The organism is Streptomyces sp. NPDC006339 (assembly GCF_040612775.1).
In the GTDB taxonomy this organism is placed as follows: Bacteria; Actinomycetota; Actinomycetes; order Streptomycetales; family Streptomycetaceae; genus Streptomyces.
Genome location: NZ_JBEXQW010000024.1, coordinates 33,626 through 47,084, shown reverse-complemented (window position 1 = coordinate 47,084; position 13,459 = coordinate 33,626). Strand labels below are relative to the sequence as shown.

Below are 13,459 nucleotides of genomic sequence, written 5' to 3'. Positions count from 1 at the left end.
CACGGCGTCAGGCCGGACGCGTCGCCTTCGGCACGATCTGGACGTCCAGGTCGATCGTGATGCTGGAGCCGACCGCCGCGATCCCGCGCGCGAGCAGCGTCTGCCAGGTCAGCGTGAAGTCCTCGCGGTGGAGTTCGGTGGTCGCCCGGCAGGCGCACCGGGTCTCGCCCTGGAGGCCGCTACCGAGGCCCAGGTACTGCGTGTCGAGGGTGACCGTGCGGCTGACGCCGTGCAGGGTGAGCCCGCCGGTGACGGCCCAGCGGCTGCCGCCCTTGTGGACGAAGCGCTCGCTGAAGAACTCCATCGTCGGGTAGGCGCCGACGTCGAGGAAGTCGCCGGAGCGCAGATGGTCGTCGCGCATCCGCACACCGGTGTCGATGGAGGCGGCGTCGATCACGACGTGCATGGCGGACCGCTCCATGCGCTCCGCGATGCGGACGGCGCCGGCGAAGCTGTTGAAGCGGCCGTGGATCCGTGCGAGGCCGATGTGCCGGGCGGTGAAGCCGATCTGGGAGTGCATCGGGTCGATCTCCCAGTCGCCCGGCTCGGGCAGCGGCGGCTGCGGGGCGATCTGGAGCAGGACGTCGCCGAGACCCGCGTGCGCGTTCTCGGTGACGAGGGCGTTGCCGTGGTACGGGGCGTAGCCCTCCGCCGTGACCGCGAGCCGGTACTCCCCGGCCGGCACGGTCGCGAGGACGCTGCCGTACGGGTCGGTCTCCCCGGCGAGGACCTTGCGGCCCGCGGTGTCGCTGAGCACGAACTCGGCCTGGCGGACCGGCTCGCTGACGGGGTCGAGGACCCGGCAGCTCAGGACGCCGGCCGACCGCGGTACCGGAAGTCCCGCCAGCGGGCCGCCCCGGGGCGCTCGCGGGCCGCGCTTACCGAACAGACCGAACACGTTTCCCTTACCCCCGGACAGACCGCTGACGTTCTCGCTTCGACGAAGACGCATTCGATCACTGTTGCGGCGTTCGAGGCAAACGATGCAAGTGTTACCGGAGGTCCGAATTGAGGACCTCGATGACGTCCGCTCGGCTCCCCTCACGGCGGGGACGACACCTGGGAGGCCCCCTGGGAGGCGACCGGCGTCCGTTCCGGCAGTTCCCGCAGGCGCGGCAGCGGTGACGGCAGCACCCACAGCACCGCGAACACCGCGCCCACGGTCGCCATCCACAGCGTGGGCCGCACTCCGAGGCCGGCGCCGAGCAGACCTCCGGCGAGCGCGCCGACCGGACGGAAGCCGTGGTTCAGCGTCCGGAACGCCCCCATCACCCGGGACCGGATGGCGTCGGGTATCAGCGCCATCTGGAACGAGCCGGCCGCGACGTCGACCACCATCACACCGACGCAGGACAGGAATTCGGCGAAGAACAGCAGCCCGATCACCAGCGGGAGCGGGCCGTCGGCGAGGGGTATCAGGACCAGCGGGAGCGTGAAGCCGAGGTATCCGGCCACAAGGGACGGGCCGATGCCGATCCGCCGGACGACGGCTCCGCTCGCCGCCGCGCCGATCAGTCCGCCGACGGCGCCGGCCGCGAGCACCGCGCCCAGCACACCGGCGCTCAGGCCGAGTTCGGTCGTCGCGTAGAGGACGAAGAGGGTGTGGAACATGTAGTTGAAGAACTGGACGGTGCCGGCCGAGGCGAACAGCGCGCGCATCGACGCGTCCTTGAGCAGCCAGCGCAGGCCCTCGGTGAAGTGCCCCTTCTCGACCGGGGCGGGCGCCGGTTCCACGGGGTCGATCCGCGCCAGGTACCCGGCCGAGACCAGGTAGCTGAGCGCGTCCGCGAGCAGCGCGAAGGGCGCGGTGAGGACCTGCACGAGCACGCCGCCGATCCCCGGGCCCGCCAGCCAGGACATCGAACGGCTGCCGTTGACGAGGGAGTTGGCCTGCACGTACCGCTCGGTGGGGACGAGCGACACGAGCAGCGTGGTGTTGCACGCCTCGAACAGCACGCTCAGCGCCCCCACCCCGAAGGCCACCACGTACAACTGGCCGAGCGTCAGCAGGTCCAGGAGGTACGCGGCCGGGAGGGTCAGCAGCAGCGCCGCCCGGCCGAGGTCAGCCGCGATCATCGCCCGTCTCCTGCGGGCCTGACGGTCGGCCCAGGCGCCGAGCGGCAGGTTGAGCAGCAGCGCGGGCAGCAGCTCGGCCGTCTTCAGCCAGCCCATCTCGGCGGCGTCGGCCCCGAGGACGAGCACGGCGGCGAGCGGGAGCGCCATGAGCGAGATCTGGTCCCCGACGAGGGAGATCGTCTGGCCGGTCCAGTACCGCCGGAAGGGCCGCTCGCGGAGCAACGAGGGTATGCGGGTGGTGATCGCCATGGTCACCGGTCCTCGTCGTCGGTGGGGTCGGTGCCGGGCGCGCCCTCGGGGAACTCCCGGTCCAGGTACGCGATGCGCAGGATGCTGACCGGCCTGGCGCCGTCGGGCCGGCGGGCCGGGTCGAGGTCCCGGTCCTCGTAGGGCCGCAGGAGTTCCTCGATCCGCCGGCCGAGGTCGGAGAGCTCCTCGGGGGTGAGGTGCACGAGCGTGTCACCGAACTGCTCGGCCTCCTGCCACTCGGCGGGGAGGGTGTGCCGGTTCTCCACGGCCCGCAGGACCCGCTGGAAGTACAGCTCGATCGCGGCCCCGCTGAGCGCGTTCGCCGCCTCGGCTACGGCGGCGTCCTCGCTGTGGTCGGGCCACTCCGTGAACTGGGCCGTCGCGCGCCACGGCTTCTCCCGCCCTTTGCCGCCCGGCGCCTGCTCGACCAGCCCGTACTTGGCGAGTATCCGCAGGTGGTACGAGCAGCTCGCGACGGACTCGCCGGTGAGCTCGGCCGCCTGGGTGGCGGTGAAGGGCCCGCTGCGCCGCAGCAGACCCACGAGGGTCATCCGCGTCGGATGGGCGTAGGCGCGCAGGGCGCGGGGGTCGGTGAGCCGGATGCTGCGGGGCTGCTCGCTCATGATGTAAACATATCTTTAGAAAGACTCCTTTACAAGGATTGCTATGCAGACGCTTCCTCAGGGGAGCGCCACGTCGAGGCTGTGCGCCGCGAGTCCCGCGCCCGCGCCCGTCACCGCGATCGCCCCGTCCCGGTCCGTGCTCAGCACCCGCGCGCCCCCGGCCCGCAGTGCCCCGACCGTCAGCGGCGAGGGATGCCCGTACGGATTGTCCCGTCCCGCCGAGACCAGGGCCAGCCTCGGCCGCACCGCCCGTATCAGCTCCGGGTCCTGGTGGGCCGAACCGTGGTGGGCGACCTTGAGCACGTCCACCGGCGGCAGCTCCGGCCAGGCCCGCAACAGGCCCCGCTGGGCCGGTGGTTCGAGGTCGCCGAGCAGCAGCAGGCTCACCCCTCCGGCGGCCCGGACGAGCAGCGTGACGCTGGCGTCGTTGGGACCCGCCTCCACCGGCCACCCGACGCCGGGGCGGCTCCTCGGCCACAGCACCCGCCACTCCAGCGAACCGAGCACACGCCGCTCCCCCGCCTCCGCCCGCACCAGCGGCACCCCGGCCGCGAGCGCCGTCCGCCGCACGAACGCCGCCTGCTCCGGCGGCTCGTCCAGCCCCGTCGTCTGGATCGCGCCCACCGCCCGCCCGCGCAGCACCCCCGGCAGCCCGGCCACATGGTCCGCGTGGAAATGGGTGAGCACCAGGAGTGGGATCCGGCGCACCCCGAGATCCCGCAGGCACCGGTCGACGGGCGCCGGGTCCGGCCCGGCGTCCACCACCACGGCGGTGTCCCCGCCGGCCGACAGGACCGTGGCATCGCCCTGACCGACCTGGCACATCGCGAACACCCAGCCCGGCGGCGGCCAGCTCGTGATCAGCCGGACCAGCGGAGGCGGCCGCACCACCGCCAGGAACAGCAGCACCGCGCAGCCCGCACCGATCCACCGCCGTGCCGGCAGCCGCCACGCGGCGAGCACCACAAGACCGGACAGCAACGCCAGCAGCACACCGCCCCACCAGCCGCCCGGCCAGGCCGTCTGCGCCCCGGGCAGCTCCGCTCCCGTCCGGGCCACCTTCGCGATCCACCCGGCGGGCAGACCCGCGACCCGTGCCACCACCTCGGCCGCCCCGGGCCACACGGGCGCGAGACCCAGCGCGGCGAACCCGAGCACCGTCGCCGGGGCCACCGCCGGCTCCGCGAGCAGGTTGGCGGGAACCGCCACCAGACTCACCCGCGCCGCGAAGACCGCCACGACGGGCGCGCACACCGCCTGCGCGGCCAGCGTCGCCCCCAGCGCCTCGGCGATCCTCCCGGGCACCCCCCGCCGCCGCAGCGCCTCGCTCCAGCGCGGGGCGACCGTGAGCAGCGCCCCCGTGGCCAGGACCGAGAGCAGGAATCCATAACTGCGCGCCAGCCAGGGGTCGTAGAGCACGAGGATCAGCACCACGGCCGCGAGCGCCGGGATCAGCGAGCGGCGCCGGCCGGTCGCGATGGCGATCAGCGTGACGAGTCCGCACGCCGCCGCCCGCAGCACACTCGGGTCCGGACGGCACACGACGACGAACGCGAGCGTCAGCCCTCCTCCGGCGAGCGCCGTCGCCCGCAGCGGAATGCCCAGCCGGGGGGCGAGCCCGCCCCGCTCGACCCGCTGGGCGGTGCCGGGCCTGCCGATGAGGAGCAGCAGCACGACCGTCAGATTGGAACCGGACACGGCCAGCAGGTGAGACAGGTCGGTGGCCTCGAACGCCTCCTTCAGCTCGGGTCCGATCCGCGAGGTGTCGCCCACGACGAGACCCGGCAGCAGCGCCCGGGCGTCCGACGGCAGGCCGTCCGTCGCCCGCCGCAGCCCGGCCCGCAGCTCCCCGGCCCTGCGCTGGAGCGCGCTCGGCCGATTGGTGACGCGGGGCGGTCCGCCGCCGTCGGCCCGGAGGATCGCGGCGAAGACGTCGCCGGACCGCGCCGGCGCGAGCCGCCCCCGCACACCGATCCGGGTCGAGGGAAGCAGCGTCAGCCACTCCTGCCGGCCCTCCCGCGCGGGCACCAGGACCAGGACCGGCGCCCTGGTCCGGTGCACGGAGCCGTCCCGCCCTTCGACCCTGGTCACCTCACCCGTCACCACGACGAGGGCGGGCGCCGACCGACCGCCGTTCGCCCCGGGCCGGGGCCGGGTGAGCCGGGGATCGGCCGTGACCGTCACCTCCGCCTCCACCCGGCCGTCGACGGCGGCGAGTTCGGGCACCGGGCCGCGCCGCAGGTCGGCCGCGTGCAGACCACCGGACGCGGCACCCGCGGCGGCGCAGAGCAGCACTCCGGCGGCGGCGGTCGCCCGCAGTCCCCGCCGCGCGGCCGGCACCAGCAGCAGCGCCGCCCCGGCCAGGCAGAGCAGCACGCCCGCGACCGTCCACCACCCCGCGACACCCACGGCGAGCGCCGTGCCGCCCCATGCGGCGAGGGCCGGCGGGACCAGCCGGAGATCGGCCGGACCCTCGTCCCCCGGGACCGTCGGGCGCACCTCCTCGCTCATGGCCGGACCAGCGGCGCGAGGTCCGCGAACCGGCGCTCGCCGATCCCGTCGACGTCCCGCAGTTCGGCGACCGAGCGGAATCCACCGTGCCGGGCCCGGTGTTCGACGATGTGCCGGGCGAGGACCGGGCCGACCCCGGGCAGCGCGTCGAGCTGTTCCACGCTGGCCGTGTTGAGGCTCAGCGGGCTCGTCGGACTCGGTGACCCCAATCCGGCACCGGACCCCGCACCGGACCCCGCTCCTGCCCCCGGGCCGACCGCTCCCCCGGCCCCCGCGCCGCCGGCCGCCGCCGGGAGCCCGACCAGGACCTGCTCGCCGTCCTGAAGGACCCGCGCCCGGTTGAGGCCGGTCAGGTCCGTGCCCGGCCGGATGCCACCGGCCGCGCGCAGGGCGTCGGCGACACGGGACCCGGCGGGCAGGGTGAACACCCCGGGCCGGCGCACCTTGCCCCCGACGTCCACCACGACCACCGCGCCCGCGCCCGTGCCCGCGCCCGCCGTCGGACCCGTCCCGGCCCCGGCCCCGGCCCCTGTCCCCACCGGCGCGGGGGACGGGCGCTGCGGGACCGAGGGCGCAGGCCCGGGCAGCGGGCGGGCCGCCGCCACCACCTCGGGCGCCCTGACCTGCTGGGGTCGGCCCGTCCAGAAGGAGGCCCCCGCGACACCGGCGCCCACGACCAGGACGACGGTGAGCGCGGCCAGCGAACGGCGCTCCAGGCCGCACCGGGACTGGACCCACAGCGGCAGCCTCTCGCGCACCGCGAGCCGTAACCGCTCCGTTCGTCGCACGGGCGGCTCCGGTCCCGCCCGCTCCCCCACGAGAAACCCGGGACGCTCCGGAGGCTCTGGGGGGTTCGGGGCCTGGGCCGGGGCGGGCGGTGCCGGAGGCGGCGACGGCGGGAACAGCGCCTCGCCCCGCCGCCGTACCGTCTCCGAGGCCGTCCGTACCGCCCCAGCCGTCCCGACCGGCCGGGGCCTCCGGGTGCGGCGCCGCGTGGCACGGCCGTCCGATCCCGGTGCCCGGCCGGGGCCGCTGGTCGCCGTGGTGCCACGGCCTGATCCGATGTGTGTGCGAAGAGTCATGGATCCGACGGTAGGCAGGTTCGCCGGAATCCGCTGAGACCCCCCAAATGCGGTGGACAACCGCCCAGTTGTGGATAACTCCATCACCCGAACGGGGGATCGCGCACGGTCAGCGGGGCGAGATGACCACCGCGAGCAGGCCCGGCCCGGTGTGGGCGCCGATGACCGCGCCGACCTCGGTGACCTGGAGGTCCTCCAGGGTCGGCAGGCGCTCCCGGAGCCGCTCGGCCAGGACGGCGGCCCGGTCGGGTGCGCAGAGGTGGTGCACGGCGACGTCGACGGGACCGGTCCCGGCCTGCTCGACCGCGATCTCCTCCAGCCGCGCGATCGCCTTCGACGCCGTCCGCACCTTCTCCCTCAGTTCGATCCGCCCGCCGTCGAGTTGGAGCAACGGCTTCACGGCCAGCGCGGATCCCAGGAGCGCCTGCGCGGCCCCGATGCGCCCGCCGCGGCGCAGATAGTCGAGCGTGTCGACGTAGAAGAAGGCGGAGGTGTTCGCGGCCCGCTTCTCGGCGGCCGCGGCGACCTCGTCGAGCGAGCCGCCCGCCTCGGCGACCTCGGCCGCCGCGAGGGCGCAGAAGCCGAGGGCCATCCCCACCATCCGCGTGTCGACGACCCGCACGGGCACGGGCGCGTCCTGGGCGGCGAGCAGGGCGGCGTCGTAGGTGCCGGAGACCTCGGCGGACAGGTGGAGCGAGACGATGCCGCGGGCTCCGGCCTCCGCGGCGGCGCGGTAGGCCGCGGCGAAGACCTCGGGCGCGGGCCGCGAGGTCGTCACCGAGCGCCGCTTCTGGAGCGCTTCCGCGAGCGAGCGGGCCGAGATCTCGGTGCCCTCCTCCAGCGCGCGGTCCCCGATGACGACGGTGAGCGGCACGGCGGTGATGGCGTGCCGCTCCATCGTCTGGGCTGGCAGGTAGGCCGTGGAATCGGTGACGATCGCGACATGCCGGGACATGAGCGGGAGGTTACCCGCCGATGCCGCCGTTCGGCAGCCCGGCCCCCGTCAGGACACCCTCGCGCGAGGCCGCGCCCTCTCCCGCACGGCGCTCACGCCTCGACCGGTCCTCGGCCGGCGGGGCCTCAGGTGGTGGTCTCCGGGCGCGTCGACTTCTCCCACGGATACGCCGTCCTGCGCGGATCGGGACCGGTGATGGCCTGCGGCTGCTGCTCGGGACCGGGCGCGGGCGCCGCGGCCTCCGATCCCGGCCGGGCCGCTCCCGGCTGCCGGGCACCCGTGGCCTCACCCGCGGTGTCGGTGTGGGTCCAGTGGCGCAGGGCGCCCGCCTCCATGTCGATCTGGGCGCTCAGCGAGGAGAGCTCGTCCTCGGCGAACTGACGGGCCCGGTCGCGGGCCGCGAAGCGCAGCGCGTCGGCGGAGTGGGTGATCTGCTCGGTGCGCCGGCGGAGATCGGGCAGTTGCCCGGCGACATGCGCCCGGTCCGGCTCGCGCTCCAGCCGCTTGAGGTCCTCGTCCAGCTCCCGCCCGTGGGCGCTCAGCCGGTGGAAGAGGTCCAGGGACTCCCTCAGGGACGCGTCCTCGGCCACGCCCGCCTGCAACGCGTCCTGGGTGGCGCGCATGGAGGTGCGCAGCGAGAGCCGGAGTTGGGCCAGTTCGCCCGCGACGCCGGTCTGGCCGAAGCTCTTGGCCCGCAGGGTGGTGTCCTCCACCGTGCGCTTGGCCTGGTCGATCGTGCGGTCGACCCCGCGCTTGGCAGCCTTGGCCACCTTCACCGTGGCATAGACCCCGAGCGCCACGAAGGCGACGAAGAGCAATGCCAAGATCGTGATCAAGGCTTCCATGTGGCTCGCCCCTCCGGCCTCGATTGTGGTTCTTCCACGGTAAACGGAAGGGGCAGGCTGACGGTTCCAAGGGAACCCCCAACCTGCCCCCAGCCTCCCCCTAGGGGATGCCGTCAGTCGTCAGCCGGCGACGATGTTGACCAGCTTCGGCGCCCGGACGATCACCTTGCGGATCTCCGCGCCGCCCAGGGCGGCGACGACGGCCGGGTCGGCGAGCGCCAGCGTCTCCAGCTCCGCGTCGGTGATCGACGGGGAGACCTCCAGGCGCGCCTTGACCTTGCCCTTGATCTGCACGACGCAGGTCACGGTCTCGTCGACGACGTAGGCCGGGTCGGCGACCGGGAAGTCCTGGTGGACGACCGAGTCGGTGTGGCCCAGGCGGTGCCACAGCTCCTCCGCGATGTGCGGGGCCAGCGGGGCGACCAGCAGCACCAGCCGCTCGGCGACCTGCCGGGACACCGGGCCACCGGACTTGGTCAGGTGGTTGTTCAGCTCGGTGATCTTGGCGATGGCAGTGTTGAAGCGCATCGCGACCATGTCCTGGGAGACCCCGTCGATGGCCTTGTGCAGGGCGCGCAGGGTGTCCTCGTCGGCCGGCTCGTCGACGACCGTGACCTCACCGGTCGTCTCGTCGACGATGTTGCGCCACAGCCGCTGCAGCAGCCGGTACTGGCCCACGACAGCGCGGGTGTCCCAGGGACGGGAGACGTCCAGGGGGCCCATGGCCATCTCGTACAGGCGCAGCGTGTCGGCACCGTACTCAGAGCAGATCTCGTCCGGGGTGACCGCGTTCTTCAGGGACTTGCCCATCTTGCCCAGGACGCGGCTGACCTTCTCGCCCTGGTACCAGAAGGCGCCGTCCCGCTCCTCGACCTCGGCGGCCGGGACGGCGATGCCGCGGGAGTCCCGGTAGACGAATGCCTGGATCATGCCCTGGTTGTACAGCTTGTGGAACGGCTCGGCCGAGGAGACGTGCCCCAGGTCGAACAGGACCTTGGACCAGAAGCGCGCGTACAGCAGGTGCAGCACGGCGTGCTCGGCACCGCCCACGTACAGGTCGACGCCACCGGTGGGCATGCCCTCGCGCGGGCCCATCCAGTACTGCTCGATCGCCGGGTCGACCAGCTTCTGATCGTTGTGCGGGTCCAGGTAGCGCAGCTCGTACCAGCAGGAACCGGCCCAGTTGGGCATGGTGTTGGTCTCGCGGCGGTACTTCTTGGGGCCGTCGCCCAGGTCCAGGGTGACGTTGACCCAGTCCTCGTTGCGGGACAGCGGGGTCTCCGGCTGGGTGTCCGCGTCGTCCGGGTCGAAGGTGCGCGGCGAGTAGTCGTCGACCTCCGGCAGCTCCAGCGGCAGCATCGACTCGGGCAGCGCGTGGGCGACGCCGTCCTCGTCGTAGACGATCGGGAAGGGCTCGCCCCAGTAGCGCTGGCGGCTGAACAGCCAGTCGCGCAGGCGGAAGTTGACGGTGCCCTCGCCGATGCCGCGGTCGGCCAGCCAGGCGGTGATCCGCTCCTTGGCCTCGACGACGCCCAGGCCGTCCAGGGAGATCTCCCCGTTGGCGGAGTTGATCAGCTTGGCCTCGTAGGAGGAGAAGGCGTCGTCCCAGGTGGCCGGGTCGGTGCCGCGGTCGTCGCTGGGCTCCACGACGCAGCGCATGGGCAGCTCGAAGGCGCGGGCGAAGGCGAAGTCGCGGCTGTCGTGCGCCGGGACGGCCATGATCGCGCCGGTGCCGTAGCCCATCAGGACGTAGTCGGCGATGAAGACGGGGACCTGCTCGCCGCTGACCGGGTTGGTCGCGTACGCGCCGGTGAAGACGCCGGTCTTCTCCTTGGCCTCGGCCTGCCGCTCGACGTCCGACTTGGAGGCGGCCTGCTTGCGGTAGGCGTCGACGGCCTCGGCGGGGGTGGCGTGACCGCCGGTCCACACCTCGTGGGTGCCCTCGGGCCACGCGGCCGGGACGATCCTCTCGACCAGGTCGTGCTCGGGGGCCAGCACCATGTAGGTGGCGCCGAACAGGGTGTCCTGGCGGGTGGTGAAGACGGTGATGGCTCCGGCGTCGCCGACCTGGAAGTCGACGCGGGCGCCCTCGGAGCGGCCGATCCAGTTGCGCTGCTGCAGCTTGATGGCCTCGGGCCAGTCCAGCGCGTCCAGGTCGTCCAGCAGGCGGTCCGCGTAGGCGGTGATGCGCATGTTCCACTGGCGCAGCTTGGCCTTGAAGACGGGGAAGTTGCCGCGCTCGGATCGGCCGTCGGCGGTGACCTCCTCGTTGGCCAGGACGGTGCCCAGGCCGGGGCACCAGTTGACCGGGGCGTCGGAGGCGTACGCCAGGCGGTACTCGCCCAGGACGTCGGCGCGCTCGACGGCGCTCAGGGCGCCCCAGGGGCGGCCCCCGGGGACCTCACGGGTGCCGTTCTCGAACTGCTCGACCAGCTCGGCGATCGGGCGGGCCTTCTTCGCCTCGGTGTCGTACCAGGAGTTGAAGATCTGCAGGAAGATCCACTGGGTCCACTTGTAGTAGTCCGGGTCGATCGTGGCGAACGACCGGCGCTTGTCGTGGCCCAGGCCCAGCCGGCGGAGCTGGACCTTCATGTTCTCCATGTTGGCCTCGGTGGACACGCGCGGGTGCGTGCCGGTCTGCACGGCGTACTGCTCGGCCGGCAGGCCGAAGGCGTCGAAGCCCAGGGTGTGCAGGACGTTGTGCCCGGTCATGCGCGCGTGGCGGGCGAAGACGTCGGTGGCGATGTAGCCCAGCGGGTGACCGACGTGGAGACCCGCACCGGACGGGTACGGGAACATGTCCATGATGAACTTCTTGGGGCGGGCCGCCACGGCCGCGTCCCCGGCCAGGTCACCGGTGGGGTTCGGGGCCTCGTAGGTGCCCTCGGCGTCCCAGGCGTCCTGCCAGCGTGCCTCGATGTCGGCGGCCACGGCCGCCGTGTAGCGATGCGGGGCCGCCGTCTCGGCAGCCGTGTTGATCTCGGTCATGATCCTTGAAGCTCCATCGATCGTCTCTGCCCACTGCCGGCCAGTGCCACGAAATGAAAAATCCCCTCGCACAGGAGGGGACGCCGCGCCGATGCCGACCGGATCTTCATCCGTCGGGACTGATCAGCGCGGCTCGCTAAGCAGAAGGCGTACGGCACGCATGGCGTCAGGGTACCGCAGGGCCCGAGCGGGCCGCACCGACGTTCCGGGGGGTGACACACGACGAAGCGGGCCGTCCGATCCGGACGACCCGCTTCTCTTCTGTGGAGCTAAGGAGAATTGAACTCCTGACCTCTTGCATGCCATGCAAGCGCTCTACCAACTGAGCTATAGCCCCTTGCGAGGGATGAGACTACCGCAGAAGCGGTGCGAACCAACCCGTCCGGGCGGCCCGCTTCCCTTCTGTGGAGCTAAGGAGAATTGAACTCCTGACCTCTTGCATGCCATGCAAGCGCTCTACCAACTGAGCTATAGCCCCTTGTCGCTCACCGCTCCAGCGACTGGCGCGGCGACGGACAGAACAGTAACCGGCGGCCCGACGGTTCTCCAAATCCGTTTCTCCGGAGGCCCGCGTCCGGCCGGGTAGGGTCGCCGACTGTGTCCGTCTCCGTAGCCCCTTCCTCAGGCTCCCCCTCCCGCGGCCGGCCGCTCGCCCTCGCCGCGGCCGTCTGCCTGCTCTCGTTCACGGCCTTCTGGGTGGCCCAGCGCCTCGCGCACGTGAACATGCTCGACGTGATGGTCTACCGGGCGGAGGCCGAGACGCTGCGGGCCGGAGGCGACCTCTACGCGATGCGCGCCACCTCGGCGAACCTCGCGATGACCTACCCGCCGATCGCGGCCGTCCTGTTCCTGCCGCTGACCCTGGTGAGCGTCCCTGTGATGCGGACGCTCTCCACCGCCGGGAACCTGCTCCTCGTGATCGCGCTGGTCCAGTTGTCCCTCCCGCTCGTGCGCCCGGCGCTGTCCCGCGGCGCGGCGCGGGCCGATCTGTGGCGTACGACCCTGTGGGTCGCCGCGGTCGTGGTCTGGTGCGAGCCGGTGTGGACGACGCTGCGGTACGGGCAGATCAACCTGCTGGTCGCGGTGGCGGTGCTCTGGGACCTCACCCGTCGCGAGGGGAGCCGCTGGGCCGGCCTGGGCATCGGGCTCGCCACCGCGGTGAAGCTCACCCCGGGCCTCTTCATGGTCCTGCTGTTCGCCGCCGGCCTGCTGCTGTGGCGCCGGGACCGGACCCTCAACCAGTGGCTGCGGACGGCGCTGACGGCGACCGGGACCTTCCTGGCGGCCACGCTGGCGATGGCACTGGCCCTGCCCGCCGACTCGAAGACGTTCTGGACCCGGACCCTGTTCGAGACGGGCCGGGTCGGCCACACGGAGGAGACCGCGAACCAGTCCCTCAGCGGCGTCCTCGCCCGGCTGATGCACACCGACGCGCCGGGCCTGTGGTGGGTGGCGACCGCGGCGCTGCTCGGCGGCGCGGCGATGGTGCTGGCGGTACGGGCCGCGATCCGGGGCGACAAGGCGGTGGCCGTGACCGTCACCGCGTTCACGGCGCTGATGATCAGCCCGATCTCCTGGTCCCATCACTGGGTGTGGTGCGTGCCGCTGCTGATCCTGCTGTACGACCGCTCCACGCGCGCGTGGCCGGTGACGGGAGCCGTGGCACTGGCCTTCGCCTCGTTCGCGCTGTGGTGGGTGCCGCACGACCCGGGCCGCCCCGAACTCGACCAGAACGCCGGTCAGATGCTGCTCTCGGCGGTCTATCCGCTGACGGCGACCGCGGTCTTCGCCGGCTACGCGCTGGCGGTGTGGCGGACGCGGACGCCCCGGACCGTCACCGACCGCGCCACCGGGTCGGAGGCCGTCGGGCGGGAGCCGCAGGCCGGCCGGGAGGCTCAGGCCGTCGCGAAGGAATAGAACCGCTTCAGGGTGCAGTGCTCGTCGAGGAGCCGGCCGTAGATCGGCTCCCCTTCGAGTTCACGGTAGGTCTCGATGGGGTCGCCTTTTATGATCAGCGCCCGCGCGCACTCCTCGCACCAGTACTGGAACTCCGGGTTGACCGGGTCCATGTCGCGCACGATGGGCGTGCCGCTGCCGCACCAGTCGCACTTCCGCCTGTGCGCACCCATC

Annotated in this window: 10 protein-coding genes and 2 tRNA genes; 1 reads left to right on the top strand and 11 read right to left on the bottom strand. The window is 73.0% G+C overall.

All coding sequences use genetic code 11. The features are described 5' to 3' along the window. Positions 1-7 precede the first annotated feature (7 nt). The 10 genes from ABZ135_RS20505 to ABZ135_RS20460 all read right to left on the bottom strand — a co-directional run bounded on the left by ABZ135_RS20505 (position 8) and on the right by ABZ135_RS20460 (position 11,807). The gene (locus ABZ135_RS20505) at positions 8-898 is read right to left on the bottom strand and encodes a YceI family protein (protein ID WP_356697712.1); all 891 of its coding nucleotides are present in this window, start codon (positions 896-898) and stop codon (positions 8-10) included. A 143-nt stretch (positions 899-1,041) separates the two neighbouring features. Beyond that, on the bottom strand, positions 1,042-2,325 hold the full coding sequence (locus ABZ135_RS20500) for an MFS transporter (RefSeq protein ID WP_356697634.1): 1,284 nt from the start codon (positions 2,323-2,325) through the stop codon (positions 1,042-1,044). Between the two features lie 2 nt (positions 2,326-2,327). After that, on the bottom strand, positions 2,328-2,948 hold the full coding sequence (locus ABZ135_RS20495; protein WP_356697633.1) for a helix-turn-helix domain-containing protein: 621 nt from the start codon (positions 2,946-2,948) through the stop codon (positions 2,328-2,330). A gap of 57 nt (positions 2,949-3,005) precedes the next feature. Then, on the bottom strand, positions 3,006-5,459 hold the full coding sequence (locus ABZ135_RS20490) for a ComEC/Rec2 family competence protein (protein WP_356697632.1): 2,454 nt from the start codon (positions 5,457-5,459) through the stop codon (positions 3,006-3,008). Beyond that, complete coding sequence (locus ABZ135_RS20485; RefSeq protein WP_356697631.1) at positions 5,456-6,541, bottom strand: ComEA family DNA-binding protein; 1,086 nt, start codon at positions 6,539-6,541, stop codon at positions 5,456-5,458. The genes ABZ135_RS20490 and ABZ135_RS20485 overlap by 4 nt, the downstream gene beginning before the upstream one ends. A gap of 109 nt (positions 6,542-6,650) precedes the next feature. After that, on the bottom strand, positions 6,651-7,496 hold the full coding sequence (locus ABZ135_RS20480; protein WP_356697630.1) for a DegV family protein: 846 nt from the start codon (positions 7,494-7,496) through the stop codon (positions 6,651-6,653). 125 nt (positions 7,497-7,621) lie between these two features. Then, positions 7,622-8,341: a hypothetical protein gene (locus tag ABZ135_RS20475; protein WP_356697629.1), complete on the bottom strand. Its 720-nt coding sequence runs from the start codon at positions 8,339-8,341 to the stop codon at positions 7,622-7,624. 120 nt (positions 8,342-8,461) lie between these two features. Next, the gene (gene leuS / locus ABZ135_RS20470) at positions 8,462-11,329 is read right to left on the bottom strand and encodes a leucine--tRNA ligase (protein WP_356697628.1); all 2,868 of its coding nucleotides are present in this window, start codon (positions 11,327-11,329) and stop codon (positions 8,462-8,464) included. A 264-nt stretch (positions 11,330-11,593) separates the two neighbouring features. Beyond that, positions 11,594-11,666 (bottom strand) — tRNA-Ala (locus tag ABZ135_RS20465). A gap of 68 nt (positions 11,667-11,734) precedes the next feature. Next, positions 11,735-11,807 (bottom strand) — tRNA-Ala (locus tag ABZ135_RS20460). A 119-nt stretch (positions 11,808-11,926) separates the two neighbouring features. Between ABZ135_RS20460 and ABZ135_RS20455 the strand changes: the two genes are divergently transcribed. Then, entirely contained in the window at positions 11,927-13,246 is a 1,320-nt protein-coding gene (locus ABZ135_RS20455; RefSeq protein ID WP_356697627.1) for a glycosyltransferase 87 family protein, read from the top strand. On the opposite strand, the gene ABZ135_RS20450 is transcribed toward ABZ135_RS20455, so the two are convergent. Beyond that, complete coding sequence (locus ABZ135_RS20450) at positions 13,225-13,458, bottom strand: hypothetical protein (protein WP_005317760.1); 234 nt, start codon at positions 13,456-13,458, stop codon at positions 13,225-13,227. The genes ABZ135_RS20455 and ABZ135_RS20450 overlap by 22 nt on opposite strands. Position 13,459 lies beyond the last annotated feature (1 nt).